This window comes from Streptomyces sp. NPDC002845, assembly GCF_053591955.1.
Genome location: NZ_JBSFUU010000021.1, coordinates 10,459 through 36,210, shown reverse-complemented (window position 1 = coordinate 36,210; position 25,752 = coordinate 10,459). Strand labels below are relative to the sequence as shown.

Annotated in this window: 17 protein-coding genes and 5 pseudogenes; 13 read left to right on the top strand and 9 right to left on the bottom strand. The window is 71.8% G+C overall.

What is annotated here, in order from left to right; all coding sequences use genetic code 11:
• Window positions 1-98: 98 nt before the first annotated feature.
• Window positions 99-1,553, top strand: coding sequence for an argininosuccinate synthase (gene argG / locus ACWD3C_RS17330; protein WP_451144709.1), 1,455 nt, complete (start codon window positions 99-101; stop codon window positions 1,551-1,553).
• A gap of 110 nt (window positions 1,554-1,663) precedes the next feature.
• On the opposite strand, the pseudogene ACWD3C_RS17325 reads toward argG, so the two are convergent.
• The 4 genes and pseudogenes from ACWD3C_RS17325 to ACWD3C_RS17310 form a co-directional block, all read right to left on the bottom strand.
• A pseudogene (locus ACWD3C_RS17325) lies at window positions 1,664-2,179 on the bottom strand (substrate-binding domain-containing protein); the annotation flags it as partial.
• A gap of 174 nt (window positions 2,180-2,353) precedes the next feature.
• Window positions 2,354-2,674, bottom strand: a complete 321-nt coding sequence (locus ACWD3C_RS17320) for a WhiB family transcriptional regulator (protein ID WP_451144707.1) — start codon at window positions 2,672-2,674, stop codon at window positions 2,354-2,356.
• Between the two features lie 282 nt (window positions 2,675-2,956).
• Window positions 2,957-3,055: pseudogene (locus ACWD3C_RS17315) on the bottom strand (serine hydrolase); the annotation flags it as partial.
• Window positions 3,056-3,257: 202 nt separating this feature from the next.
• Window positions 3,258-3,920 (bottom strand): helix-turn-helix transcriptional regulator, encoded by a 663-nt coding sequence (locus ACWD3C_RS17310; protein WP_451144705.1) that lies wholly within the window; start codon window positions 3,918-3,920, stop codon window positions 3,258-3,260.
• 305 nt (window positions 3,921-4,225) lie between these two features.
• Here ACWD3C_RS17310 and ACWD3C_RS17305 point away from each other — a divergent pair, with 305 nt between their 5' ends.
• Entirely contained in the window at window positions 4,226-7,471 is a 3,246-nt protein-coding gene (locus ACWD3C_RS17305) for an AAA family ATPase (protein WP_451144703.1), read from the top strand.
• 158 nt (window positions 7,472-7,629) lie between these two features.
• On the opposite strand, the gene ACWD3C_RS17300 is transcribed toward ACWD3C_RS17305, so the two are convergent.
• The 3 genes and pseudogenes from ACWD3C_RS17300 to ACWD3C_RS17290 form a co-directional block, all read right to left on the bottom strand.
• On the bottom strand, window positions 7,630-7,722 hold the full coding sequence (locus tag ACWD3C_RS17300; RefSeq protein ID WP_451144834.1) for a hypothetical protein: 93 nt from the start codon (window positions 7,720-7,722) through the stop codon (window positions 7,630-7,632).
• A 181-nt stretch (window positions 7,723-7,903) separates the two neighbouring features.
• Window positions 7,904-8,014 (bottom strand): annotated as a pseudogene (locus ACWD3C_RS17295) (TetR-like C-terminal domain-containing protein); the annotation flags it as partial.
• A gap of 151 nt (window positions 8,015-8,165) precedes the next feature.
• Window positions 8,166-8,351: pseudogene (locus tag ACWD3C_RS17290) on the bottom strand (hypothetical protein); the annotation flags it as partial.
• Between ACWD3C_RS17290 and ACWD3C_RS17285 the strand changes: the two are divergent.
• The 4 genes and pseudogenes from ACWD3C_RS17285 to ACWD3C_RS17270 form a co-directional block, all read left to right on the top strand.
• A pseudogene (locus tag ACWD3C_RS17285) lies at window positions 8,352-9,380 on the top strand (medium chain dehydrogenase/reductase family protein); the annotation flags it as partial.
• 132 nt (window positions 9,381-9,512) lie between these two features.
• Window positions 9,513-9,908: a TOBE domain-containing protein gene (locus ACWD3C_RS17280; RefSeq protein ID WP_451144832.1), complete on the top strand. Its 396-nt coding sequence runs from the start codon at window positions 9,513-9,515 to the stop codon at window positions 9,906-9,908.
• A 42-nt stretch (window positions 9,909-9,950) separates the two neighbouring features.
• Window positions 9,951-10,739, top strand: a complete 789-nt coding sequence (gene modA, locus ACWD3C_RS17275) for a molybdate ABC transporter substrate-binding protein (RefSeq protein WP_451144701.1) — start codon at window positions 9,951-9,953, stop codon at window positions 10,737-10,739.
• Between the two features lie 37 nt (window positions 10,740-10,776).
• Window positions 10,777-12,714 carry an ABC transporter permease gene (locus ACWD3C_RS17270; RefSeq protein ID WP_451144699.1) on the top strand — a complete coding sequence of 646 codons (1,938 nt, stop codon included), beginning with the start codon at window positions 10,777-10,779 and terminating at the stop codon, window positions 12,712-12,714.
• A gap of 23 nt (window positions 12,715-12,737) precedes the next feature.
• Here ACWD3C_RS17270 and ACWD3C_RS17265 read toward each other — a convergent pair whose 3' ends face one another.
• The gene (locus tag ACWD3C_RS17265) at window positions 12,738-16,895 is read right to left on the bottom strand and encodes a molybdopterin-dependent oxidoreductase (RefSeq protein WP_451144697.1); all 4,158 of its coding nucleotides are present in this window, start codon (window positions 16,893-16,895) and stop codon (window positions 12,738-12,740) included.
• Between the two features lie 246 nt (window positions 16,896-17,141).
• Here ACWD3C_RS17265 and ACWD3C_RS17260 point away from each other — a divergent pair, with 246 nt between their 5' ends.
• From ACWD3C_RS17260 to ACWD3C_RS17245, 4 genes are all read left to right on the top strand, one after another.
• Window positions 17,142-17,549, top strand: coding sequence for a cell division protein SepF (locus tag ACWD3C_RS17260; RefSeq protein ID WP_451144695.1), 408 nt, complete (start codon window positions 17,142-17,144; stop codon window positions 17,547-17,549).
• Window positions 17,550-17,630: 81 nt separating this feature from the next.
• Window positions 17,631-18,839 (top strand): ATP-binding protein, encoded by a 1,209-nt coding sequence (locus tag ACWD3C_RS17255; protein WP_451144693.1) that lies wholly within the window; start codon window positions 17,631-17,633, stop codon window positions 18,837-18,839.
• A gap of 40 nt (window positions 18,840-18,879) precedes the next feature.
• Complete coding sequence (locus ACWD3C_RS17250; protein WP_451144691.1) at window positions 18,880-19,212, top strand: nucleotide pyrophosphohydrolase; 333 nt, start codon at window positions 18,880-18,882, stop codon at window positions 19,210-19,212.
• A 207-nt stretch (window positions 19,213-19,419) separates the two neighbouring features.
• Entirely contained in the window at window positions 19,420-19,896 is a 477-nt protein-coding gene (locus ACWD3C_RS17245; protein ID WP_451144689.1) for a DUF6099 family protein, read from the top strand.
• 240 nt (window positions 19,897-20,136) lie between these two features.
• Here ACWD3C_RS17245 and ACWD3C_RS17240 read toward each other — a convergent pair whose 3' ends face one another.
• A complete protein-coding gene (locus ACWD3C_RS17240) occupies window positions 20,137-20,304 on the bottom strand; it encodes a hypothetical protein (RefSeq protein ID WP_451144687.1) in 168 nt (55 codons plus the stop codon).
• A 233-nt stretch (window positions 20,305-20,537) separates the two neighbouring features.
• Between ACWD3C_RS17240 and ACWD3C_RS17235 the strand changes: the two genes are divergently transcribed.
• The 3 genes from ACWD3C_RS17235 to ACWD3C_RS17225 all read left to right on the top strand — a co-directional run bounded on the left by ACWD3C_RS17235 (window position 20,538) and on the right by ACWD3C_RS17225 (window position 25,654).
• Complete coding sequence (locus ACWD3C_RS17235) at window positions 20,538-21,461, top strand: LLM class F420-dependent oxidoreductase (protein ID WP_451144685.1); 924 nt, start codon at window positions 20,538-20,540, stop codon at window positions 21,459-21,461.
• 168 nt (window positions 21,462-21,629) lie between these two features.
• Window positions 21,630-23,099 carry a 3' terminal RNA ribose 2'-O-methyltransferase Hen1 gene (locus ACWD3C_RS17230; RefSeq protein ID WP_451144683.1) on the top strand — a complete coding sequence of 490 codons (1,470 nt, stop codon included), beginning with the start codon at window positions 21,630-21,632 and terminating at the stop codon, window positions 23,097-23,099.
• Window positions 23,096-25,654: a polynucleotide kinase-phosphatase gene (locus ACWD3C_RS17225; RefSeq protein WP_451144681.1), complete on the top strand. Its 2,559-nt coding sequence runs from the start codon at window positions 23,096-23,098 to the stop codon at window positions 25,652-25,654. Before ACWD3C_RS17230 ends, ACWD3C_RS17225 begins: the two co-directional genes overlap by 4 nt.
• Window positions 25,655-25,752: the final 98 nt, after the last annotated feature.

The window sequence follows — 25,752 nt, the reverse complement described above, 5'->3', positions numbered from 1 at the left end:
GGAGCCGGTTGGGAACGGCTCCTGAGCTGTTGCTTTCCGGAGGCGCCGGTCTGTGCTGCACCTTTGCATGATCATGCGTGAACATGCATACTCTTCCTATGTCTAAGGTCCTCACCTCCCTTCCCGACGGCGAGTGCGTCGGCATTGCCTTCTCGGGCGGGCTCGACACCTCGGTCGCGGTCGCGTGGATGCGCGACAAGGGCGCCGTCCCGTGCACCTACACCGCCGACATCGGCCAGTACGACGAGCCCGACATCGCCTCGGTGCCCGGCCGCGCGAAGACCTACGGTGCCGAGATCGCGCGCTTGGTCGACTGCCGCGCGGCACTGGTCGAGGAGGGCCTGGCCGCGCTCACCTGCGGGGCGTTCCACATCCGCTCGGGCGGGCGTGCCTACTTCAACACCACGCCGCTCGGCCGCGCCGTCACGGGCACCCTCCTGGTCCGGGCGATGCTTGAGGACGACGTACAGATCTGGGGCGACGGCTCGACCTTCAAGGGCAACGACATCGAGCGGTTCTACCGCTACGGCCTGCTCGCCAACCCGCACCTGCGGATCTACAAGCCGTGGCTGGACGCGGACTTCGTGACCGAGCTCGGCGGCCGCAAGGAGATGTCCGAGTGGCTTCTCGCCCACGGCCTGCCCTACCGCGACAGTACGGAGAAGGCCTACTCCACCGACGCCAACATCTGGGGCGCCACCCACGAGGCCAAGACCCTGGAGCACCTGGACACCGGAGTCGAGACCGTGAACCCGATCATGGGCGTACGGTTCTGGGACCCCGAGGTCGAGATCGCCACCGAGGACGTGGTGATCGGCTTCGACCAGGGCCGCCCGGTGACGATCAACGGCAAGGAGTTCGACTCCCCCGTGGATCTGGTGATGGAGGCGAACACCATCGGCGGTCGCCACGGCTTGGGCATGTCGGACCAGATCGAGAACCGGATCATCGAGGCCAAGAGCCGCGGCATCTACGAGGCGCCCGGCATGGCCCTGCTGCACGCGGCGTACGAGCGCCTGGTCAACGCGATCCACAACGAGGACACCCTCGCCCAGTACCACAACGAGGGACGGCGCCTCGGCCGGCTGATGTACGAGGGCCGCTGGCTGGATCCGCAGGCGCTGATGGTGCGCGAGTCCCTCCAGCGCTGGGTCGGCTCGGCAGTCACCGGCGAGGTGACGCTGCGGCTGCGGCGCGGTGAGGACTACTCGATCCTCGACACCACGGGCCCGGCGTTCAGCTACCACCCGGACAAGCTGTCCATGGAGCGTACCGAGGACTCCGCGTTCGGTCCGGTGGACCGGATCGGTCAGCTCACCATGCGCAACCTCGACATCGCCGACTCGCGCGCCAAGCTGGAGCAGTACGCCGGGCTGGGCCTGATCGGCACCGGCAGCCCCGCCATCGGTGCCGCCCAGGCGGCCGCGACCGGGCTGATCGGGACCATGCCGGAGATGCCGGAGGGCGGCGCCGAGGCCATCGCCTCCCGCGGCGAGGTCTCCGAGGACGACGAGCTGCTGGACCGCGCCGCGATGGAGTTCGGCACGGACTGACCGGACCGACCCTTGGCCAGGGCCGTTCGGCCCTTCTGCGCGTGGGGTGCCGACCCTCCTCGTCGACTACTCCGCCACGGGCGGGCCGGGACGCCCGACCGCCCCACGGGCTACGTCAGGCCGATCGCCGCGCAGTCCGCCTCGTACTCCGGGGTGCAGATCTCCTCGACGGTGTAGACGCCGTCCTTGATCACGGTGTCCTTGATGTTGTCCTTCGTGAGGGCGGCCACCGGTACCAGCATCGACCGGATCCCCTGATCCGTCGGGCTGTCGACCCTGTCACGGGTCAGCGCCTCGAACTCGATCGAGCGGCCCTGGATCCTGGCCACCGCCATGTCCGCGGCGTTGTTCGCCTCCAGCAGGAACGACTTGTACACCGTCACGTACTGCTCGCCCGAGATGATCCGCCGCACCGCCGCCAGGTCCGCGTCCTGCCAGGTCACCGGCGGGACCTCGCTGACGCCCGCCTCCTTCAGCGCGTCGATGACGGCGCCCGCCATGCCGTCGTTCGCCGAGTAGACGGCGGCGATGTCACCCAGGCCGACGGACTCGATCGCCTTGAGCATGTTCGCCTTGGCGATCTTGGGCAGCCACTCCTTGGTGTCGTACGACTCGGCGATGATCACGTTGATACGAGCGTTCACATCGAGTGCCTTCCAGGCGAGAGAGCCGCATGGCGAGGCAAGTGACGGAAAGCCAATGCGGCGACAGTATGTACGGACAAACGGCACCGGTCAATGAGACGGCGACGGCGTCGCATTCCTGTGGGAACAGAGGGGGCACGGTGCTGTTCACGAACGCTACAGCGTCCGCTCCACCGCTGCGGATTCGGGCAACTCCGCCACGGCCTTGGCGTATTCGGCCAGGAGCGTCCGCCGCATCGCCTTGGGGCCCAGTCGGTGCCGTAGCCGCTTGCGGAGTTCTTTGCGCCGCGGGGGTGTGGTGGCACCCCAGATTCCGTCGGTGGCCATGGACGGATGGGCCAGCGCCCAGATGAAGCACGCGCGCACCAGTGGGCAGCGGTGGCACATCGCTTCGGCGGCGACCACGGCGGGGCTGCGTGAGGCGTAGTCGTCGAGGAAGAAGCCGTAGGCCGTCGTACAGGGCTCGGCCCCTGTCATCGGGGGCATCGGCAGAACGGGTCGGTGTCTCATCACGCTCATTGCGGGAGGAACTGACGGTTTGGGGAACCGGCGGTGTGAGGGAGCGGTCGGTCAGGTGAGGGCTTCGGCCACGATCGTGGCGGTGCGGGCGAGGAGGGGTTCGTCCGCGGGCGCCTAGGGGCCGGCTCTCGTGGAGAGCGCCGCCGGCACCAGGGGGGCCGCGCCGGGCGGCCGGGCGATGCCCACGTCGTTCGTGGTGCGGTAGCCACCGGTGCCGGTCTTCTCGCCGACCGTCCGGTCCGTGACCGACGTGGGCCCGCCGAGTTGCTCCAGCAGCAGGTCGGCGGCGGTGTTGTCGCTGTGCGAGACGGCCGCGGCGCACAGGCTCTCGACGGTCATGTCCTTGAGGACTTCGTCCACCTCGTGCTCGTGGATCACCGTCGTGCTCCCGCTCTGCCGTGCGCTGCCGTGCGGCCGGACACCGATGTCGTGCCGCCGGACCCGATCGTGCCCGTTGCGCCGTCCGTTGCGCAGGCGCCCGGGGGACGGACGCCGGGCAGACCAGGCTGCCCGTGGGGCCCGAATTCGGTTGCCCGTTCGGTCAGATGTAGCCTTCCCGGAGTGCATATGCCACGGCATGCGCCCGGTTGCGCAGGTGCAACCGTGTAGTGAGCCCGTGCATGACGTTTTTGACGGTGCGTTCGGAGTAGGACAGCTTGCCGGCGATCTCTCCGGTGTCGAGCCCCTCGGCGACCAGTCGCAGGACGTCCGCCTCACGCGGTGTGAGCCCCGAGGCGGGGGTGCCGGACCGGCCGGCATGGGTGCGGTGCAGCGTGCCCACCTGGTTGATGAGCCGGCCCAGCAGGTCCGAGGGCAGGTCGCCGTCGCCACGGGACGCGGCCAGTACGGCCTGCACCAGGCGGTGCGCGGTGGCCTCGCGGCGCCAGACGATCGCTCCGACCCCGCACTCGATGACATCGAGCAGCTCGGTCTCGCGGATCGCCCCCACGACCAGGACCGCGCGTGCGCCCTCCCCGCGCACGACACGGCGCAGCCGTGCCAGCGCCCCCTCGTTGAGCGTGTCGTCGATCAGCAGTGCCACGGTGTCCGGCCCGGTCTCCTCGCGGAGGTCGATCTCCGGGTGCCGGCGCAACTGGCTGACCGCGCCCTCCCGGGAGATCGGGTCCGACGCGTGTACGGCCACCGGTACACGGCGCCCGACAACGGCCGTACCGGAGCCTGTGGTCCGTAATGAACTGTGCAACCAATGCTCCCCAAGTTCACGGGCCGCCACCCCTGTGGGGTCGGCGACAGGCGTGCGCCGTCCACACTCGTGTGACGGATGGCGCGCGGGCAATCGTGGAGCACCACGAGTCGGACCACGAGAACGGCCGTACGACGACCACGACAGGCGTGCCGATCTCGGGTATCGAGGCAGGTCAACGGGCGTGTATGGATTCGGCGGGGGATCGGTTCCCGCCCCGGTCCGTGGGGTTCGTCACGTCACCGAGGCGGCGTCCGGCACGTCCTCGACAGCGGGGATCATCACGTCCATGACAGGAGGCAGCGATGTCCGGACCGCTGCGTGAACGCGAGGAAGCGTACGAGTTGCTCGCCGCCGAGACCGGGCGGGCCCGCGCCGGCACCGGCCGGCTGGTCCTGCTGCGCGGGGCCACCGGCACCGGCCGTACCGCCGTACTGGAGGCCGCGGTCGAGCACGCCGAGGCGCACGGCATGCGTGTCCTGCGTGCCCGCTGCTCTCCCGAGGACACCGCGCTGCCCTTCTCCGCCGTACTCCAATTCCTCGGCCCCGTATCGGAGTTCGCGGATCTCTCGGTGAACGCGGACGAGCGGGCGAGCGCCGCGCGGCTGTGGCGGCTGCTGCGGTCGTACGCCGCCGAGGGCCCGTTGCTGGTCGCCGTGGACGACGTCCACCTCGCCGACGGCGCCTCGCGCCGCTGGCTCACCGAGGCTGCCCGGCGGATCGACGGACTACCCGCACTGCTGGTGGTCACCGAGCGCAGCCAGTACGACATCGCCCCACCGTCGGCCGGCCTGACCCATGCGCTCTCGCCCACCCTCGTGCGCACCCACACCCTCGCCCCGCTGACCGACGCGTCGGCGGCCGCGCTGGTCCGCACGGCCTGTCCCGACGTCTCCCCGCACTGGGTCGACGACTGTGTACGCGCCGGCGCGGGCAGCCCGCTGCTGCTCCACGCCCTGCTCGACGACCTCCGCGCCGCCGGCCGCCCCACGACCCTCCCGGAGACCAGCGCCGCCCTGTACCCGGGCGCCTACCCGGCTGCCGTCTCCTGGTGGCTGGACAGCACCGGCACCACAACAGCCGAGGTGGCACGCGCACTGGCGGCCCTCGACGAGGGCTGGTCGGCCACGGGCCCCGGTGCCGCGCCGAACGGCACGCCGAGGGACCTCTCGGGGAGTGCGCCGGGAGGCATCGGGACCGGTTCCCCGGCGACGACGCCGGATGGTACTTCGGACGGTTCCCGGGTGAGCACGTCGTACGGCGCATCGAGCGGCCGTTCGGCGAGCACGCCCGGCGGTGTCCGGAGCGGTTCCCCGGCGACGAGGCCGGGCGGTATTTCGAGCGGTGCTGCGGCGAGCGTGCTGGGCGGTGCTTGGAGCGGTTTCCTGGCGAGCACGTCGTACGGCACGTCGTACGGCACATCGAGCGGCCCTTCGGTGAGCACGCCCGGCGGCATCCGGAGCGGACCCTCCGCGCACGTCCCGGAATGCCCTCGGAGGGATCCCTCGGCAAGCTCCTCCGGGCCTACGCACGCCCCCTTCCCCGTCCCCGCCCTCAACTCTGTACGCGTCCCTGCCCCCACCCTCACCCCCGATCCCGCCTGGACCGACCTCCCCTGTCTCCTCGCCGAGATGACCGGCGCCGACCCCGCCCGGGTGACCGGCTGGCTCACCGCGATGGCGCGGCTCGGGCTGCTGCGCCCCGATGCCGGTGGCCGTCCCCGTTACGCGCACCCTCTCCTGCGGGACGCGGTGCTCACCGGCGTGTCGGCGGCGCGGCGGCAGGCGGTGCACCGGGCGGCGGCCGAGGCGATGCTGCGGCGCGGGGCCGAGACGGAGACGGTGGCCCGGCAGCTGCTGCGGGCGGACACCGTGGGCGCGCCGTGGGCGATGGCCGTGCTGCAGGAGTCCGCCACCATGGCCGTACACGCCGCCCGCGGCGCCGACGCGGTCGCGTATCTGCGTCGCGCCCTGGACGAGCCGATGTCCGACGACGCCCGGCAGCGGCTGCTCATCGAACTGGGCTCACTGGAGTACGCCGTCCAGCTCTCATCGGCCTCGTCCGCCTCCCCGGCCGGACTGTCACGGTTCATCGAGGCGCTGCGGCTGCCGGGCGAGCCACGGAACCGGGTGCGCGCGGCGCTGGCCCTCGGCACGGCCCTGGTCGGCCGGGGCAAGGCCCGCGCCGCCGTCGAGGCGCTGCGCACCCTGGACGATGAGCTGACCGGCCGCCCCGACCTGGTCCGCACGGTGCAGAACGCCTCCGCGCTGCTCTCCGACCACGACCAGGCGGTACGACAGGAGGTGTACCGGTGTCTGTCCGACACCGCCGAGCGCTCGCCGGAGCTGATCGACACGGCGGGACAGGCGCTGCTCGTCCGGCACGCGGCGACGGCCGGGCTGACCTCGGCCCAGGACGCGATGAAACGGGTCCTCGCCCTGCTCGCCGAGCCCGCCGACCCGCTGACCGAGCCCTTCCTGCTGGGCACGGCCGCCGCGGTCGCCCAGTGGGCCGACGAACTCGACGAGGCCGAACGGCTCGTGGCGCGCGGCCTGGCCGGCCAGCGCCCCTCGCTCCTGCACCCGATGCACAGGGCACTCCTCGACACCCGTACCGACATCGCCGCCGCCCGCGGCGACCACGTATGGCTCCTCGCCGGAGCGGACAACGGCGCCTGGCCCGTGGAGAGGGGCTCCGGACCGTCCAACGCCGACGCCCACACCCTGCTGGCCCTCGTCGAGACCGGCCGTACGGAGGAGGCGTGGCGGCTCGCGGACGCCTTCGAGCTGAGCCGGGCGCCGGACTCCTGGGAGCTGAACCGGTTCCTGTACGCGCGGGGCGTGCTGCGGGCCGCCACGGGTGATCCGGCGGGCGCGCTCCACGAGTTCCTGGAGTGCGGACGGCGCCAGGCGGCCCGCGAGGTCGTCAGCCCGGTCGTCACCCCGTGGCGGACGGCCGCCGCCGAGTGCCGTCTCGCTCTCGGCAGCCCCGAGGAGGCGCTCGCGCTGGCCGAGGAGGAACTGCGCCTGGCCCGGGTGTGGAACACGCCCCGCACGGTGGGCCGTTCCCTGCGGGTGCTGGGCACGGCGACCGGGGGACGGCGCGGCCTGGAACTCGTCGACGAGGCCGTACGCATCCTGCGTGACGCCGACGTCGACACCGAGCTGATCCCGGCACTGCTCGCCCAGGGGCGCCGGTTCACCGCCGCCGGGGAACGGGCCCGCGCCCGTGACTGCCTCCGCGAGGCCGCCGAGCGCGCCGAACGGCTGGGCGCCGTACGGCTGAGGACCCTCGCCGAGGAGGCCCTGCGCGTGGGCGGCGCCCGCCGCCCGGCCACCCCCCTCACCGGCTCCGGCTCCCTCACCGACAGCGAACGCCGCATCGCCCGACTGGCCGCCGACGGCCGCACCAACACGGAGATCGCCGACCTGCTCCACCTGGCCCGCCGCACGGTCGAGACCCACCTGACCAGCACATACCGCAAGCTGCGGATACGGCGACGGGCAGAACTGCCGACGGCCCTGGGAAGGGAGACCCGGGCGGAAACCTGAGGCATGTCCGGCGGGTCACGCCTGGGCCGCGGGGGCCGGCACGGGCTCTCCCGGAGGGGGTGCATTCAGCGGCGCTGTCGTCGGTCGCCGACGCTCCGCGTCACCCGCCACGGCCCCGGCGGCAGTGTGTGCAGCTGCGGGATGCGCCCGCCGCACGGTCACCCGCGCGAGGCGATCAGGCCGTGCACCTCGACCTCGTAGAGCGGTGCCGGATCGAGCCCCATCGACGTGAAGTTGCCCTCGATCTCCAGGGAGACCAGGCCGTGGAGGTGGGCCCAGAGAATCGTGGAGTGGGCGGCGGCCGCCGACGGTACGGAGTCGACGTCCCGGCGGCGCAGCCAGGCCTCGGACTCGGTCGCCGTGTTGGGCGGGCGCGGGAGGGGTGGGGATGTCGGCGACGACCTTCAGTACGACGTTCATGGCCCGCTGCGAGGCCTCGACCAGGTCGGTGGACTGGGCGTCGTAGCCGGGCAGAGGCGCCCGGAACAGCAGGCGGTAGCGGTGGGGCTCGGCCAGGGCCCAGGAACGGTAGCCGTCGACCACGGCGGCCAGGCGGGCGGGCGCGTCGGCCGTGGGGGGCACGGTCGGCGGCGCCGGCCAGGGCGGTGGCGAGGTCCTGGTAGGCGTCGACGACGAGTTCGGTGAGCAGGCTGTCGCGGCCCGCGAAGTAGCGGTGGAGCGCGGGCCCGGTCATGCCCACCTGCTTGGCGATGGCGTTGAGGGACAGCGCCTGCGGACCGCCCTCGGCCAGCTGCCGCAGGGCCGCCGCCTTGACCTCCTGCCGCACCTGCGCATGGAAACGGTCGCGCAGGCCGGGTCCGCCCTGGGTGCCCTGGGCGCCCTGCGTGTCCTGGCTGTCGGTTCGGCTCTCTGCGGCCATGTGAACCCCGCCGCCGACGTCGTCACCGAGATCGTCCTGCCGGGCATCGTGGAGCCCGGCGGCCTCGAAGTCCGGGTACGGCCCACCCCCGAGCCCGCGGTGGGCGAGGCCGTGCTCGCGCTGGAGGCCTCGGGCGTGTCGTTCGCCGAGCAGCAGATGCGCCGGGGCAAGTACTACGACCAGCCGCCGTTCCCGTTCGTGCCCGGCTACGACCTGGTCGGCGTCGTGGCCGCAGTCGGACCGGACGTGGACCCACGCTCGTCGGCCGCCGCTTCGCCGCGCTGACCAAGGTCGGCGGCTGGGCGAGCCGGGTCGTGCTGCCGGTCGCCGAACTGGTCGAGGTCCCGGGCGGGTTGGACCCGGCCGACGCCGAGACGCTGGTCGTCAACGGGATCACCGCCTGGCAGATGCTGCACCGCGTCGCCGAGGTCCGCGCCGGTGGGACCGTGCTCGTGCACGGCGCGAACGGCGGCGTCGGCAGCACCCTCGTCCAGCTCGCCGTCCACGCCGGAGTACGCGTCATCGGTACGGCCTCGCCTCGCCACCACGACGCCGTACGCGCCCTCGGTGCCGAACCCGTCGACTACCGCTCACCCGATCCCCCGCCCTCATACGGGAGTTGGCGCCCGGCAGGGCCGACGCCGTCTTCGACCACATCGGCGGCGACGGCATCACCGACTCCTTCGGACTGCTCGCGAAGGGCGGCACCCTCGTCTCGTACGGTACGGCGGCCACGAAGGACGTCGTCGCCGGTCGCCGCGGCTGCCCGTCCTCAAGCTCGTCTGCCGTCTGCTCCTGTGGAACGCGCTGCCCAACGGCCGCCGTACGCACTTCTGCAACATCTGGGCCGGCAAGCGCCGCGCCGATGCCTTCCACGACGGGCTGCGGCGCGACCTCACCCGCGTGTTCGCCCTGCTCGCCGACGGCACCATCACCGCGCAGGTCGCCGCCCGCGTACCGCTCAGCGAGGCCGCCGAGGCCCTGCGGCTCGCCGAGTCGGGCACCATCGTGGGCAAGATCGTCTTCGTACTGGACGCGGGGGCGGGGCGCGGGCACGGTGACGGCGGACACTCGTGTCGCCTCCCTCTCCGTCTCGCATCTGCCATGGTGGAAGCTCCAAAGCCTTGCAGATGCGGGATCGATCGGCCTAGTCTTCCGCATATGCAGTCCTACACCATCGGCCAGGCGGCCCGGCTCCTCGGCGTCAGCGCGGACACCGCGCGCCGCTGGGCCGACGCCGGCCGGATCGCGACCCACCGGGACGAGAGCGGCCGGCGCGTGATCGACGGGCGGGACCTCGCCGCGTTCTCCGTCGAACTCGCGCAGAGCGGCGGCGGCGAGGAGGAGGAGCCGTACACCTCCGTCCGCAACGCGTTCCCCGGCATCGTCACGGCCATCAAGCTCGGCGACGTCGCGGCCCAGGTCGAGATCCAGGCGGGCCCGCACCGGCTGGTCTCCCTGCTGACCAGGGAAGCCGTCGAGGAACTGGGCCTGGAGGTCGGCATGCGGGCCACGGCCCGAGTGAAGTCGACCAACGTCCACGTCGACCGCACCTGAGGCTCACCCGCCGCCCCCACGTAATACCCAGGAGCCGCCCGGATGTTCCGCACCCGCCGCCGTACCGCCACCGCACTGACCGCCGTAGCCCTGCTCGTCCCGCTCGCCGCCTGCGGCAGCGACGACGGCGACGGCGGCAGCGGTACGGCGGACAACGGCAGCTCGGGCGCCGACCTCACCGTGCTCGCCGCCTCCTCGCTGACCGACGTCTTCAGGACGGCCGGGGCCGCGTACGAGAAGGAACACCCGGGCACGGAGATCACCTTCTCCTTCGCCGGCTCGCAGGAACTGGCCGCGCAGGTCGAGCAGGGCGCCCCCGCGGACGCGCTCGTCACGGCCGACACCAAGACGATGGACGGGCTCGCGGCCGACACCGGCACACCCACCGTCATCGCAAAGAACCGCCTGGTCATCGCCACCGGCGAGGGCAACCCGGAGAAGATCGACAGCCTGGACGACCTCGCCGACACCCGGCTGAAGGTCGTACTCGCCGCCCCCGAGGTCCCCGTCGGCCGCTACAGCCGGCAGATCCTCGACGCCCAGCAGGTCACCGTGCGGCCGGTCTCCGAGGAGGCCAACGTACGCGCGGTGCTGAGCAAGGTCGAACTCGGCGAGGCCGACGCGGGCATCGTCTACCAGACGGACGCCGCCACCGCCGAGGACAAGGTCGACACGGTCACTGTCCCCGACGACCAGAACGCCATCGCCTCCTACCCGGCCGCCACTCTCAAGCAGTCCGAACACCCCGAGGCCGCCGAGGCCTTCGTGACCTGGCTCTCCTCACCTGAGGCCCAGCGGCTCCTGCTGGCCGCGGGCTTCGAGAAGCCGTAGAAGCCCGTGGAAGCGGTAGGACACAGGTGAGCCGCCCATGAAATCTCTGACTCGCACCCCCCTCACCCTGGCGATCCCCGCCCTCCTCGCTGTCACGTTCCTCGTGCTGCCGCTCGCCGGCGTCCTCGTCCGCACCCGATGGAGCGACCTCGGCGCCCACCTGACCGGCGAAGCCACCACCGAGGCACTGCGGCTCTCACTGATCGTCTCCTTCTGGGCGCTCGCGCTCTCCCTGCTCCTCGGCGTGCCGCTGGCCTGGGTACTGGCCCGGATTCCCTTCCCCGGCAAGGCGCTCGTACGATCCCTCGTCCTGCTGCCGATGGTGCTGCCGCCCACGGTCGGCGGAGTCGCGCTGCTGCTCGCCTTCGGCCGACGCGGGCTCCTCGGGCCCTGGCTGGAGGACACGTTCGGCATCACGCTGCCGTTCCACACCTCCGGCGCGGTCCTCGCCGCCACCTTCGTGTCGATGCCCTTCCTGATCATCAGCGTGGAGGGCGCGCTCGGCGGACTGCGCCCACGCTACGAGGAGACCGCCGCCTCGCTCGGTGCCTCCCCGGTCCGCGCCCTGTTCACCGTGACGCTGCCCATGGTGGCCCCCGGCCTGATCGCCGGAGCCGCCCTCACCTGGGCCCGCGCGCTGGGGGAGTTCGGCGCGACGATCACCTTCGCGGGCAACCTCCCCGGCACCACCCAGACCCTGCCCCTCCAGGTGTACCTGCTCCTCCAGGACAGCCCGGAGGCCGCCACCTCGGTCTCACTCCTGCTGCTCGCCATCGCCATGGCGGTGCTCGTCGCGCTGCGGGGCCGGTGGTCGGGTACGCCGACGGCCCGCCCGTACGCCGCCAAGTCGCCGTCGCAGTCGCAGTCGCAGTCGGGGGAAGGAAACACGGCGGCAGCGCGAGACGTCCTGGAGGAACTCCCCGCCGACGCCAAGGAACTCTGGTCCCTGCACGCCGAGGTCACCGGCTTCACCCGACTCACCCTCGACGCCGAACCCGGCACCACCCTCGCGGTGATCGGCCCCAACGGAGCCGGAAAGACAACCCTGTTGAAGGCCCTCCTCGGCCTGACGCCCCGCGCCCACGCACGGCTCCGCCTCGGCGGAACCGACGTCACCGACCTCCCCCCGCACCGCCGCGAGGTCGCCTGGGTCCCGCAGGACGGCGCGCTGTTCCCGCACCTCACGGCCCTCGCGAACACCGCGTACGGCCTGCGCGCCCGCGGTGTACGCCGGGCCGAGGCCCGGCGCACCGCCCAGCAGTGGCTGGACCGTCTCGGCGTCGGCCACCTCGCCCACCGCAAGCCGCCCCAGGTCTCCGGCGGCCAGGCCCAGCGCGTGGCCCTGGCGAGGGCGCTGGCCGCCCGGCCCCGGCTCCTGCTCCTCGACGAACCTCTCGCCGCCCTCGACCAGACCACCCGCGCCCAGGTACGGCACACGCTGCGCCGCCACCTCGACGGCTTCGGCGGGGTCTGCCTGATCGTCACGCACGACCCGGTCGAGGCCGTGTCACTGGCCGACCGTGTCCTCGTCCTCGACGACGGCCGCGTCCTCCAGGACGCCACGCCGGCTGAGATCACCCGCCATCCCCGTTCCCCCTGGGTGGCCCGCATGCTCGGCCGGAACGCCTGGCCCGGCCGGTCCACCGCCGAGGGAATCCAACTCGCCGACGCGGACGGCCGGTTGACGGTGGCGGACCCCCTGCCGGAGGGCACGGACGCGCTCGCGATCATCGCCCCCGAGGCGGTCTCCGTCCACCGGCACCGCCCCGAGGGCAGCCCGCGCAACGTCTGGCCCGGCACCGTACGCGAGATCACCGCCACCGGCAGCCGCCTCCGCGTCCTGATCACCTCGGACCAGGCCCCCGACCTCGTCGCCGAGATCACCCCGCAGGCGGCCGCCGAACTGGGCCTGGCCGACGGCACAACCGTGTGGACCAGCGTGAAGGCGACGGAGACGACACTCGTGGCGCTCTGAGGAGTCCGTCCCAGGAGTCCGCCTCAGTACACATCCCGCACGTACCGCTTGTCCGCGGCCAGTTGCTTCACATACGCGGCGGCCTCCGCCTCGCCCATCCCGCCGTGCGCGACGGCGATGTCCCGCAGCGCCTGGTCGACGTCCTTCGCCATCCGGGAGGCGTCCCCGCAGACGTAGAAACGGGCGCCGTCCTGGAGCCAGTGCCACAACTCGGGGCCGTGCTCGCGCATCCGGTCCTGGACGTAGACCTTGGCACGCTGGTCACGGGAGAAGGCGGTGTCGAGCCGGGTGAGGGTGCCGTCCTGCCGGAAACCCGTCAGCTCGTCCGCGTAGTAGAAATCGGTGGCCCGGTGCTGCTCGCCGAAGAACAGCCAGTTGGGCGCCCGGTGGCCGAGCGCACGCCGCTCCTGGAGGAACCCGATGAAGGGCGCGACTCCGGTGCCCGGCCCGACCATCACCATCGGGGTCGCGGGATCGGCCGGAGGCCGGAAGTGCACAGACCGCTGCACGAACACCGGCACCTCCATGTCCGGCTTCCCGTCCGCGAGGAAGGGCGAGCAGACTCCGCCCCTCGGACGCCCGCGCAGATTCTCGTACCGCACGACGGACACCGTCAGCGACACCTGGTGCGGGTCGACCAGCGGGCTCGACGAGATGGAGTACAAGCGGGGCTGGAGCCTCTTGAAGACATCGGCCCACTCCTGGGCGGAGGCCCGGACGTCGTGCTCGGCGACCACGTCCACGGCCTGCCGCCCCCACGACCACTTGGCCAGCCCGTCCTTGTTGTCGGGCCGCAGCAGCTTCTTCAACTCCCGGTTGTCGCGGGCCCGTTCGGAGACGAAGCGGAGCAGATCCGAGGTGATCCTCGTGATGTCGAGATGCTGGTGCAGCGCCTCGGCGAAGAGCAGCTCACCGACTCCGTTCACCTGCACGGCGGCCGACCCGTCGAGCCCGGTCACCGCCAGCCATTCCGCCACCAGGTCGAGGGAGTTGACCGGACGTACCCCGAGCGCGTCTCCCGCCTCGTACGTCAGTGACGTCCCACGTGTGTCGAACGTGAACCGGCGTACCTCCTTGCCCGCGCCGGGCAGGCTGAGCAGCCGGTTGCCGACCAGCCGGGCGGTGACGGGCGCGGGCTTCGGGGCCGGGGGCGACCGGGTGGGCGCGGGGATCTCCGTCGCCGTCCCCAGCGCCCCGAGCACCTGGTCGAGCCACGCGCCCGCCGAGGGCTCGTAGTCGGGCTCGCAGTCCGTACGCGGCGCGAGACGCACCGCCCCCAGTTCGTCGAGCCGTGCGTCCAGCCGTCGGCCGTGGCCGCAGAAGTCGTCGTACGACGAGTCCCCGAAGGCCAGCACGGCGTAGCGCACACCGTCGAGGCGCGGTGCCTCCCGGTGGGACAGCGTCTCCCAGAACCCGGAGCCGTTGTCGGGCGCGTCCCCGTCACCGAAGGTACTCGTGATCAGCAACAAGTCCGCCGTACGCGGCAGTTGCCCCGGGTCGGCCTCATCCATCCCGACGAGCCTCGCCCGGTGCCCGGTCGCGGCCAGCCGCTCCGCCGTCGCCACCGCGAACTCCTCGGCCGTACCTGTCTGCGAGGCCCACAACACGACGACCTCCCGCCCGGTCGGCTCCGGCGCGGGGACCATCGGCGGCGCCGAACGCGAGTACATCCCCGCGAGCACCCCGTTCACCCACAGCGCGTGCTCGGGACTGAAGGGCGCGTCGGGCGGAAGCACGGGCACGCCGGGGGCACCCGAGCCGAGACCGGCGAGAAACCCGGTGAGGTACTGGCGCTCCTGGGCGGAGAGGACGGGGGGAGGAGAGGGGGCGAGCCCGAGGGCAGCCATACCGAGGGCACCGTCTTCACCCCGCCCGTCACCCGAGGACAGGCCGTGTCCGGGGTCCGAGAACACGCCTCCCTCAGCCCGTCCGGCGTGTGAGGACGAGCCCGCAAGGGCGACACGGGGGTCTGGGGGCGGAGCCCCCAGGGATGGGACGGGTAGGGGCGGCGGGGGCGAGGAAACCTTGGCCACCCCCACCGCACACACCTTCAACTCCGGCTGGAACGACAGCGGATCCACCGCGTCACTCGTCACCGCGTTGATGCTCAGATACTCCCCGAACAGGTCGTTCCAGTGGAACGGCGCGAACAGACACCCCATCCGCACCCGATCCGTCACCACCGCCGGCAACACCGCCCGCCCCCGCCGCGAGGCGACCTCGACGAAGTCCCCGTCCACCACCCCCAACGCGGCAGCGTCCCGCGGATGCACCTCCACGAACGGCCCGGGATTCAGCTTGTTGAGCCTGGCGACCTTCCCCGTCTTCGTCAGCGTGTGCCACTGATGCTGCAACCGCCCGGTGTTGAGCACGAACGGATAGTCGTCGTCCGGCATCTCGGCGGGAGCCATGTGCGGCCGTGCGAAGAACACGCCCCGCCCACTCGCGGTCGGAAAGACGGGCCGCCCACCGCTCTCGCCTCCACCCTCGACATACCGAATGGGGTTCCGATCCGCCCCGTCCTCCGAAGCCGCGGGCCACTGCACGGACACCGACCGCAGCCGCTCGTACGTGACTCCCCGCAGATCCCACCCGGTCTTGGGGTTCCACGCCCGCTTGATCTCCTCGAAGACCTGCTCGGCACTGTCGTACGAGAACCCCTTCTCGTACCCCATCTCGCAGGCGACCGCCGCGATCAGCCGCCAGTCGGCCATCGCCTCGCCGGGCGGATCGACGGCGGGCCGGGCGAGCGTGAGGTTGCGCTCGCTGTTGACGAGCACGCCCTCGGACTCGGTCCACATCGCGCCGGGCAGGACGACATCGGCGTACGCGTTGGTCTCGGTGTCGGCGAAGACGTCCTGCGTGACGACGAACTCGGCGGCCTCCAGCCCTTCAATCACGGTCTTCCGATTGGCCACCGACGCGACGGGGTTGGTGCAGATGATCCAGCAGGCCTTGATCTCCCCGTCGGCCATCTTCTGGAACATCTCGACGGTGCCCTTGCCGACCCCGTCCTTGCGGATCGTGTCCGGCGCCAGATCCCACAGCTCCTCGACGAACGCCCGCTCCTCGTCGACGAGCACGGACCGCTGACCGGGCAACCCCGGCCCCATGTAGCCCATTTCGCGCCCGCCCATGGCGTTGGGCTGCCCGGTGAGCGAGAACGGCCCGCTGCCGGGGCGGCAGATGGCACCCGTCGCCAGATGCAGATTGATGAGCGCGTTGGTGTTCCAGGTGCCGTGCGTGGACTGGTTGAGCCCCATGGTCCAGCAGCTCGTCCACTCACCGGCCTCACCGATGAGCCGGGCGACCTCCCGTATGTCCTCCTCCGGGATGCCGGTGATCCCGGCGACGGCGGCGGGCGGGTAGTCGGCGAGGAAGCCGGGCATCGCCTCCCAGCCCTCGGTGTGCGCGGCGATGAAGTCGGGGTCGGTGTGCCCGTTCTCGTGCAGCAGGTGAAGCAGCCCGTTGAGCAGCGCGAGATCCGTACCCGGCCGTATCCGCAGGAACAGATCGGCCTTGTCGGCGGTCGCCGTCCGCCGCGGGTCGACGACGATGAGCTTGGCGCCCGCCTTCACCCGGTCCATCATCCGCAGGAAGAGGATGGGGTGGCAGTCGGCCATGTTCGAGCCGATGACCAGGAAGACGTCGGCCTTGTCGAGGTCCTCGTACGAGCCGGGCGGCCCGTCCGCGCCCAGCGAGAGCTTGTAGCCGGTGCCCGCGCTGGCCATGCACAGCCGGGAGTTCGACTCGATCTGGTTGGTGCGGATGAACCCCTTGGCCAGCTTGTTCGCCAGGTACTGGGCCTCCAGGCTCATCTGCCCGGAGACGTAGAAGGCGAAGGCGTCGGGTCCGTGCTCGTCGATGATCGCGCGCAGCCGGCGGGCGGTCGCGCGGACCGCCGTGTCCACGGGGGCGGGGACGGGCTCGTCGCCGCGGTCGTCCCGGACGAGCGCCGTGGTCAGACGGCCGGGCGCGGCGAGCATGTCGGCCGTGGTGGCGCCCTTGGTGCAGAGCCGGCCGAAGTTCGCGGGGTGGGCCTTGTCCCCGGACGCCTTCAGCACCGTGCGCCGGCCGTCGGGACCCATCCCGATGTCGAGGACCATCCCGCACCCGACCCCGCAGTACGAGCACACCGTCCGCACCTGTGTGCCGGTGCCCTGCGCGCCCTGTGCGGCCACGAATGCCCCTCTCCGATCGAACCTGACGACCGTGAGTGTACGAATTGCCCGTTACGTCAATGTCACATGACCTGATCATGAGGGGTTACGCCCGCTGCACAGTCGTCGTTCAAGGAGTGTGAGGACACGATCCGGCCGATGTGACGCGTGAGGGTGTCGCGGTCCGTGTCGCTGTTGAGCCGAACGGGTGACCATGCGTAAGAATTGGCAGGTGCAGACATTCAGTGCGAGCCATGGGGAGGGCCGGTGAACAGCCACGATGTCACCGACGAACAGTGGGAAGGGCTCGCCCAGGTCGTACCGCTGCGGGGCCGGGACGCCTGGCCGTCCGCAGTGGACCACCGGACCATACCCGAGGCCGAGACGGAGGCCCGGCGCCGTTTCGTCGTCCTGCGGGTCAACGTGTTCGCCGACGCCCGCGACGTCGCCGAGACCCTGATGGCGGGCATCCCGGTCCTCCTCGACCTGACGGGCGCGGAGACCGAGGTCGCCAAGCGGGTGCTGGACTTCAGCACCGGGGTCGTCTTCGGGCTGTCGAGCGGGATGCACCGGGTCGACCGGAACGTGTTCCTTCTCACCCCGCCGGGCACCGAGGTGCGGGGCTTGATGGAGGGGGCCGGGATGCCGGGGGCGCCGGGGGCTTCCGGGGTGTGACGGCCGGGCCGGTCCCCCGATCGTAGGAAGGTCGTGGGGGCGGAACGGTTCGCCCCGGCGGGGCGGCCATACGGTCCGGATATGACGCTGTCATCCCCACCCCCACTCCCTGCTCCTTCCCCTTCGGTTCTGCCGTCCGTGTCTCTCCCAGAGGCCGGTGCGGACACGCGGGCCCGTCCGGACCGGCCGAGCGTCACCGAGCTGCGGCTCTCGGCCTTCGCCGGGCACCGGGGAGCCGTCCTCCCGCTGGGACGGCTGACCTTCCTGGCCGGAAGCAGCGGGAGCGGGAAATCGACCGCCCTGCAGGCGTACGAGGCACTGGCGCGGCTCGGCGGCGGGGCCGAGCTGGGGGAGGTGTTCCCGAACCCGGTCGCGTGCGTGCCCGAGCGGGCGCTCCCCGACCACCAGCGGCGACGCGGTTTCCGGATCGGTTGTACGACCGACGGTCCTCAGGGGCCGGTACGGCTCGACGTCGCCGTACAGGTCGAGCCCGAGCTGCGTATCGCGGGCGAGCGGCTGACCGCGGGGCGGCAGGTCCTGCTGGAGACGGCGTTGCGGGACCCGAGCCGGCCCGTGGTCCAGGCGGCCTGGCACACGGCGGGCTCGGCGCCGGTCACCAAGGGCCCGCTGCCCGACGACCGCCTCGGCACGGCTCTGCTTCCCCTGCGCGTCGCGGGCAAGACGGACGGCCAGCGCCAGGTCCTCGCCGCCGCCGAGCAGACGGTGGTCGCGCTGCGGTCCGTCTTCGCCTGCGACCCACGGCCCGAGCACATGCGCGGCGCGGTGCCCCTGGTCGCGGGCCGGCTGCTGACGGGTTGCGGCAACCTCGCCGAAGTGCTGTGGCGGACCCGGACGGAGTGCGGGCGGCGGCACGCCCTGCTGACCGGCGCCGTCCACGCCGGGTGCGCCGGCCCGGTCACGGACGTACGCGCCGAGTCCCTCGGGGACGGCACGGTACGGGCCCTGCTGGACCGGGGCGACGGGGTACGGACACCGCTGGGCCTGCTCGGCGACGGCGAACTGCGCTACCTGGCGCTGGCTCTGGTGCTGCTGACCGGCCCCGGGGTCCTGGAGGTCGACCCGGTGGGCGAGGTGCCCGCGGCCCTCCAGACCCTGACCGTCCTGGCCGACGGTTTCGACCGGGCCCTGGACGCCCGGCAGACGGGGGAGCTGGTGCGGCTGGCGGCGCGGATGTGCGAGCGCGGGCACATCCGGCTGGTGGGGGCGGTCAGCGACGCGTCCTGGGCCGCGGGGGTGGAGGGGGTGACGGTGGTGGACCTGGACGGGTGAGAGGGTTGGTTGTCGTACGGCGGTGATAGACCTGGGTCCCGTGAAAGAACTGGACGTGGCGACCCTGCAGCGTCGGCTCGCCGACTTCGCGGCGGCCCGCAACTGGCAGCCGTACCACACCCCCAAGAACCTCGTCGCGGCGCTGAGCGTCGAGGCGTCCGAACTCGTCGAGATCTTCCAGTGGTTGACGCCGGAGGAGTCGGCCCGGGTGATGTCCGACCCGGACAGGGCCCACCGGGTCACAGACGAAGTCGCCGATGTGCTCGCGTACTTGCTTCAGCTCTGCGAGGTGCTCGGCATCGACGCGCTGGCGGCACTGGACGCGAAGATCGACCGGAACGAGCGGAGGTTTCCGGTGCCGGAGGAGCCGTGATGGACATCCGTTCAGGACGGCTCCCTCGGGAAGCTCTGAATCCGATTGTCACTCTCCGGAGTTAACAGGTTGTCCACAGTCGATTAAGTGTCCACAGATTTCGGATTTCCTCTGGCGTTTCGTCTCGCGGGCTCTCACTCTGGGTAGTGGACAAGTGGAGTTCGGGCGGACGTGCGAAGAGCGCGTCATGGCAGACAGGGGCAGCGCATGGACGCGGTGCGGCTCATCGTGGCGAGCAGGCGTGCCCTGGCGGGAAGCGGCGAGGAATCTCAGATCATGACGGAGGCGTGGCAGGCGCAGGCCCTGGCTCAGGCGATAGGCAGCCGCCTGGCCGTGTCGGGTCCGCCCGAACTGCGCGGCGAGGCGCTGGGGTTGACCGAACTGGCGGGCAGAGGCTGCGGGATCCTCGACGCCCCGCCCCTCGACGTGAGCAGCCTGCGTGCCGCCCGGCTCACCGAGTTGGGCGACGCCCGCCAGGCCCTCCTCTGCCTCGGCGTCCTCCTCGGCGAGGTCGGCATCGCCCTGGTCGGCATCGCCTCCGCGGCGGACGAGGAGAGCACGTACTGGCAGTGCATGGAAGCGATCGACGCGGCCGACGAGTCCCGCGACCGAGTCCTCGAAATGCTCCGCCGCCTGGCCGACCGCGACGAGATCCTGCCGGAACGGGACTCGGCGGCGGGGTGAGGGGCGTCGTGGGGAGCTGGCCTTCGGGGTGGGGGGTGGGGGGAGGGGGAAGGCCCCACCCAACGGTCACTCAACGACCGAAGCCGTCCCCGACACCGTCACGCCCCCTCCGCCGGGATCGCGCCCCCGAGGACGCCCCCGGAACAGCGAACGCCCGGCCGTCGGGCGGCCGGGCGCGGGACCGTGAGGTGCGGTCGGTGAGTGCGGTCAGCGAAGCGTCACACGCGCGGGACAGCGACGTCAGACGGACTCCGCCCCGTCCGTCGACGTGGGCCGGGAGTCGGAGAGATCGGCGTCGAGTTGGGAGAGGTCCGCGTTGAGGGCCGCCATCAGCTCCTCCATCTGCTGGAGCAGCCCCTTGGGCTGGGCAGCGGGTACGGTCTGCTCCGGCACGGCTTCCTGGGACATGACGGCCTCCTCGGCCCCCGCGAGGGGCCCGCGAGCGAAAGCGCCCCGGCAGCGGCCGCCGGCGACGGGTGCCGGGCGGTCCGGCTCCGCCCACGCCAACGATCACCGTTCGGGCGGGTCACTGGCGCGGGCATGGTGCGGCACGGGGTTGACGGTTTTTCACTCGACCGTGGTGGCGGGGCACCGGCGGCACCGGTGAGGTTGACCCGTACCCGAGCGTGCAGGATGGACGCATGGACCTTCGTGTATTCACCGAGCCCCAGCAGGGGGCGACCTACGACACCCTTCTCACCGTCGCCAAGGCCACCGAGGACCTCGGCTTCGACGCCTTCTTCCGTTCCGATCATTACCTCCGCATGGGTTCGGTGGACGGCCTCCCCGGCCCCACCGACGCCTGGACCACCCTCGCCGGGCTCGCCCGGGAGACCAAGCGCATCCGCCTCGGCACCCTGATGACCGCCGGGACCTTCCGGCTGCCCGGCGTTCTCGCCATCCAGGTCGCGCAGGTGGACCAGATGTCCGGTGGACGCGTCGAACTCGGCCTGGGCGCGGGCTGGTTCGAGGAGGAGCACAAGGCGTACGGCATCCCGTTCCCCAAGGAGAAGTTCGCCCGCCTGGAGGAGCAGCTGGCGATCGTCACCGGCCTGTGGGAGACCGAGGTCGGCAAGACCTTCAGCTACCACGGCACTTACTACGACCTCACCGACTCACCCGCCCTGCCCAAGCCGGCCCAGTCCAAGGTGCCGGTCCTCATCGGCGGCCACGGCGCCAAGCGCACCCCCGCGCTCGCCGCCCGCTACGCCGACGAGTTCAACATGCCGTTCGCCTCCGTCGAGGACAGCGAGCGCCAGTTCGGCCGGGTGCGCGCCGCCGCCGAGGAGGCGGGCCGCAAGGGCGACGACCTGACGTACTCCAACGCCCTCGTCGTCTGCGTCGGCAAGGACGACGAGGAGGTGGCCCGCCGCGCCGCCGCCATCGGCCGCGAGGTCGAGGAGCTGAAGGCGAACGGCCTGGCCGGCTCCCCGGCCGAGGTCGTCGACAAGATCGGCCGCTACGCCGAGATCGGCTGCAGGCGCCTCTACCTCCAGATCCTCGACCTCGACGACCTGGACCACCTGGAGTTCATCTCCGCCCACGTGCAGTCACAGCTCTCGTAACCCTCGTGTCGTCGTCACGACCAGCGGCCGGAGTCCCACCGGAATATGCGCAGGCGGCGGACGGCCGTCGTATGGCAAGGTGAAGGCGTCCTGCCGAGCCCCCAGGATCACCTCCTGGGGGCTTTCGTGCGTCCGGCCCTACAGAGGTGCCCCGACAGAGGTGCTTGCATGTTTCTGACGATCACCACCACAGGTACCCCCGAACGCCCCGCGACCGACCTCGGTTTCCTGCTGCACAAGCATCCCGACAACGCGCAGGCGTTCTCCACTTCGTACGGCACGGCGCACGTCCTCTACCCCGAGGCGAGCCCCGAGCGGTGCACGGCCGCGCTGCTGCTGGAGGTCGACGCGGTGGCGCTGGTCCGGCGGCGCAAGGGCAAGGGCCGGGGCGGGGCACCCGACGCGGCGCTCGCGCAGTACGTCAACGATCGTCCGTACGCGGCCTCCTCCCTGCTCGCCGTGGCGCTGAGCGGCGTGTTCTCCAGCGCGATGAGGGGCCAGTGCAAGGCCAGGCCCGAACTCCCGGAGCAGAAACGCCCGTTGCGCATAGAGGTACCCGCGCTGCCCGCACGCGGAGGCCCCGATCTCGTACGAAGCCTCTTCGAGCCGCTCGGCTGGACGGTGACGGCGGCGCCCGTGGCGCTGGACGCGGAGTTCCCCGAGTGGGGCGACTCCCGCTACGTACGCCTCGTCCTGGAGTCGGAGGCGCTGACGGTGGCCGAGGCGCTGCGCCACCTCTACGTCCTGCTCCCGGTGCTCGACGACGCCAAGCACTACTGGGTGTCGTCCGACGAGGTCGACAAGCTGCTGCGCGCCGGGGACGGCTGGCTGCCGGACCACCCGGAGCAGAAGCTGATCACCAGCCGCTACCTGTCCCGCCGTTGGTCGCTCACGCGCCAGGCCATGGAGCGGCTGGAGCTCGTACGGCTGGCCGAGGCCGACGACAGCGAGGTCGAGGAGATCGACAACGCGGTCGAGGCGGAGGCCGAGAACGAGGCGAAGCCGACCCCGCTCGCCGTACGGCGCCGGGAGGCGATCGTCGCCGCGCTCAAGGAGTCCGGCGCCGCCCGGGTCCTCGATCTCGGCTGCGGACAGGGCCAGTTGGTGCAGGCACTGCTCAAGGACCCGGCCTTTACCGAGATCGTGGGCGTCGATGTGTCGATGCGCGCGCTCACCATCGCCTCGCGCCGTCTGAAGCTGGACCGCATGGGGGAGCGGCAGGCATCGCGGGTCAGCCTCTTCCAGGGCTCCCTCGCGTACACCGACAAGCGGCTCAAGGGGTACGACGCCGCCGTGCTCAGCGAGGTCATCGAGCACCTCGACCTGTCGCGGCTGCCCGCCCTGGAGTACGCGGTGTTCGGCTCGGCCCGCCCCAGGACCGTGCTCGTCACCACGCCGAACGTCGAGTACAACGTGCGCTGGGAGACCCTCCCGGCCGGGCACGCACGGCACGGCGACCACCGCTTCGAGTGGACGCGCGCGGAGTTCCGGGAGTGGGCGGAGACGGTGGCCGAACGGCACGGGTACGCGGTGGAGTTCGGCCCCGTCGGTCCCGACGATCCCGAGGTGGGGCCGCCCACGCAGATGGCCGTCTTCACGATACGGACCAGGAACGAGAAGGAGGCGAAGGCAGCATGACGGAGACTCAGGATCGGACTGCGGTGGTGAAGGGGCGCGTCCTGCCCGTCACCGACCTCTCGCTCGTCGCGCTCATCGGCGCCTCAGGCTCGGGCAAGTCCACTTTCGCCCGCAGGCACTTCAAGCCCACCGAGGTCATCTCGTCCGACTTCTGCCGCGGCCTTGTCGCCGACGACGAGAACGACCAGAGCGCCAGCCGGGATGCCTTCGACGTCCTGCACTACATCGCGGGCAAGCGGCTCGCGGCGGGCCGACGCACGGTGGTCGACGCGACGAACGTGCAGCAGGAGAGCCGTCGCCAGCTCGTCGAACTCGCCAGACAGTACGACGTGCTGCCCATCGCGATCGTCCTCGACGTCCCTGAGGAGGTGTGCGCCGAGCGTAACGCGGCGCGCACCGACCGGGCCGACATGCCGCGCCGGGTGATTCAGCGGCACACCCGCGAACTCCGCCGTTCCCTGCGGCACTTGGAGCGCGAGGGCTTCCGGAAGGTGCACGTCCTGCGGGGCGTGGCGGAGGCCGAGGCGGCGACGGTCGTCACCGAGAAACGCTTCAACGACCTGTCCCACCTCACCGGCCCGTTCGACATCATCGGCGACATCCACGGCTGCGGGTCCGAACTGGAGTCGCTGCTCGGCAAGCTGGGTTACGTCGACGGGGTGCACGCCGAGGGCCGTACGGCGGTCTTCGTCGGCGACCTCGTCGACCGCGGACCCGACTCCCCGGGCGTTCTGCGCCGCGTGATGTCCATGGTCGCGTCGGGCAACGCCCTGTGCGTGCCCGGCAACCACGAGAACAAGCTCGGCCGCTGGCTCAAGGGCCGCAAGGTGCAGCACACGCACGGACTCGCCGAGACCATCGAGCAGTTGGAGGGGCAGAGCGAGGAGTTCCGGAACCAGGTACGCGAGTTCGTGGACGGACTGATCAGCCACTACGTCCTGGACGGCGGCCGGCTGGTGGTCTGCCACGCCGGTCTGCCCGAGAAATACCACGGCCGTACGTCGGGCCGGGTGCGCTCGCACGCGCTGTACGGCGACACGACCGGCGAGACGGACGAGTTCGGGCTGCCGGTGCGCTACCCGTGGGCGGAGGACTACCGGGGCCGGGCCGCGGTGGTCTACGGCCACACGCCCGTGCCCACCGCCACCTGGCTGAACAACACCATCTGCCTCGACACCGGTGCCGTCTTCGGCGGCAGGCTCACCGCGCTGCGCTGGCCCGAGCGGGAACTCGTCGACGTACCGGCCGAGCGCGTCTGGTACGAGCCGGTGAAGCCGCTGGCCACCGAGGCGCCCGGCGGGCACGAGGGCCGTCCGCTGGACCTGGCCGACGTGCACGGCCGCCGCGCGGTGGAGACCCGGCACGCGGGACGGGTGGCGGTCCGTGAGGAGAACGCGGCGGCGGCCCTGGAGGTGATGAGCCGTTTCGCGGTGGACCCGCGCCTGCTCCCGTACCTCCCGCCGACGATGGCACCGACCGCCACCTCGCACATCGAGGGCTACTTGGAACACCCGGCCGAGGCCTTCGCCCAGTACCAGGAGGACGGGGTCGCGCGGGTCGTGTGCGAGGAGAAGCACATGGGGTCGCGGGCGGTGGCCCTGGTCTGCCGCGACGCGGAGGTCGCGCGCGAGCGCTTCGGTGTGACCGGGCCGACGGGGTCGCTGTACACACGCACGGGCCGGCCCTTCTTCGCCGACGGTCCGGCGACCGAGGAGATCCTCGGACGGGTGCGGGAGGCCGCGGACGCCGCGGGTCTGTGGGATGCGCTGTCGACCGACTGGCTGCTGCTCGACGCCGAGCTGATGCCGTGGTCGTTGAAGGCGTCCGGGCTGTTGCGTTCCCAGTACGCGGCCGTGGGGGCGGCGTCCGGGGCGGTGTTCCCGGGGGCGCTGGCCGCGCTGGAGGGCGCGGCGGCGAGGGGTGTGGACCTGGGGGAACTCCTCGCGAAGCAGCGCGAACGGGCTGCCGACGCGGTGGCGTTCACGGAGGCGTACCGGCGGTACTGCTGGCCGACGCAGGGGCTGGAAGGGGTGCGGCTGGCTCCGTTCCAGATCCTGGCGGTTCAGGGGCGCAGCCTCGCCGCCCTGCCCCACGACGAGCAACTGGCCCTGATCGACCGGCTTGTCGAGCACGACGGGAGCGGGCTGCTGCAGACGACGCGGCGGCTCTTCGTCGACACGGGGGACGAGGAGTCGGTGCGGGCCGGGATCGACTGGTGGCTGGAGATGACCGGACGAGGGGGTGAGGGCATGGTGGTCAAGCCGGTCGAGGCGGTCGTGCGCGGCAAGCAGGGGCGTCTCGTCCAGCCAGGCATCAAGTGCCGTGGCCGTGAGTACCTGCGGATCATCTACGGTCCCGAGTACACCCGGCCCGCGAACCTCGCCCGGCTGCGGAACCGGTTCCTCAACCACAAGCGGTCCCTGGCGATCCGCGAGTACGCCCTCGGTCTTGAGGCCCTGGACCGGCTGGCCGAGGGGGAGCCGCTGTGGCGGGTCCACGAGGCGGTGTTCGGGGTCCTGGCGCTGGAGTCGGAGCCGGTGGACCCACGGTTGTGAGGGAAGTGGGCTGAGGAGGGGCGGATCCGCCCCTCCTCATCCCTCTCCGAGGGCGAGCGCAAGCGCACCCTCATCGCCCGCGCCCTGATGGCCGACCC

Coding starts and splice junctions, on each gene's coding strand:
- argG (WP_451144709.1), top strand. CDS start 99: ATGTCTAAGGTCCTCACCTCCCTTCCCGACGGCGAGTGCGTCGGCATT.
- ACWD3C_RS17320 (WP_451144707.1), bottom strand. CDS start 2,674: ATGACAGGGGCCGAGCCCTGTACGACGGCCTACGGCTTCTTCCTCGAC.
- ACWD3C_RS17305 (WP_451144703.1), top strand. CDS start 4,226: ATGTCCGGACCGCTGCGTGAACGCGAGGAAGCGTACGAGTTGCTCGCC.
- ACWD3C_RS17280 (WP_451144832.1), top strand. CDS start 9,513: ATGCAGTCCTACACCATCGGCCAGGCGGCCCGGCTCCTCGGCGTCAGC.
- modA (WP_451144701.1), top strand. CDS start 9,951: ATGTTCCGCACCCGCCGCCGTACCGCCACCGCACTGACCGCCGTAGCC.
- ACWD3C_RS17270 (WP_451144699.1), top strand. CDS start 10,777: ATGAAATCTCTGACTCGCACCCCCCTCACCCTGGCGATCCCCGCCCTC.
- ACWD3C_RS17255 (WP_451144693.1), top strand. CDS start 17,631: ATGACGCTGTCATCCCCACCCCCACTCCCTGCTCCTTCCCCTTCGGTT.
- ACWD3C_RS17245 (WP_451144689.1), top strand. CDS start 19,420: ATGGACGCGGTGCGGCTCATCGTGGCGAGCAGGCGTGCCCTGGCGGGA.
- ACWD3C_RS17240 (WP_451144687.1), bottom strand. CDS start 20,304: ATGTCCCAGGAAGCCGTGCCGGAGCAGACCGTACCCGCTGCCCAGCCC.
- ACWD3C_RS17235 (WP_451144685.1), top strand. CDS start 20,538: ATGGACCTTCGTGTATTCACCGAGCCCCAGCAGGGGGCGACCTACGAC.
- ACWD3C_RS17230 (WP_451144683.1), top strand. CDS start 21,630: ATGTTTCTGACGATCACCACCACAGGTACCCCCGAACGCCCCGCGACC.
- ACWD3C_RS17225 (WP_451144681.1), top strand. CDS start 23,096: ATGACGGAGACTCAGGATCGGACTGCGGTGGTGAAGGGGCGCGTCCTG.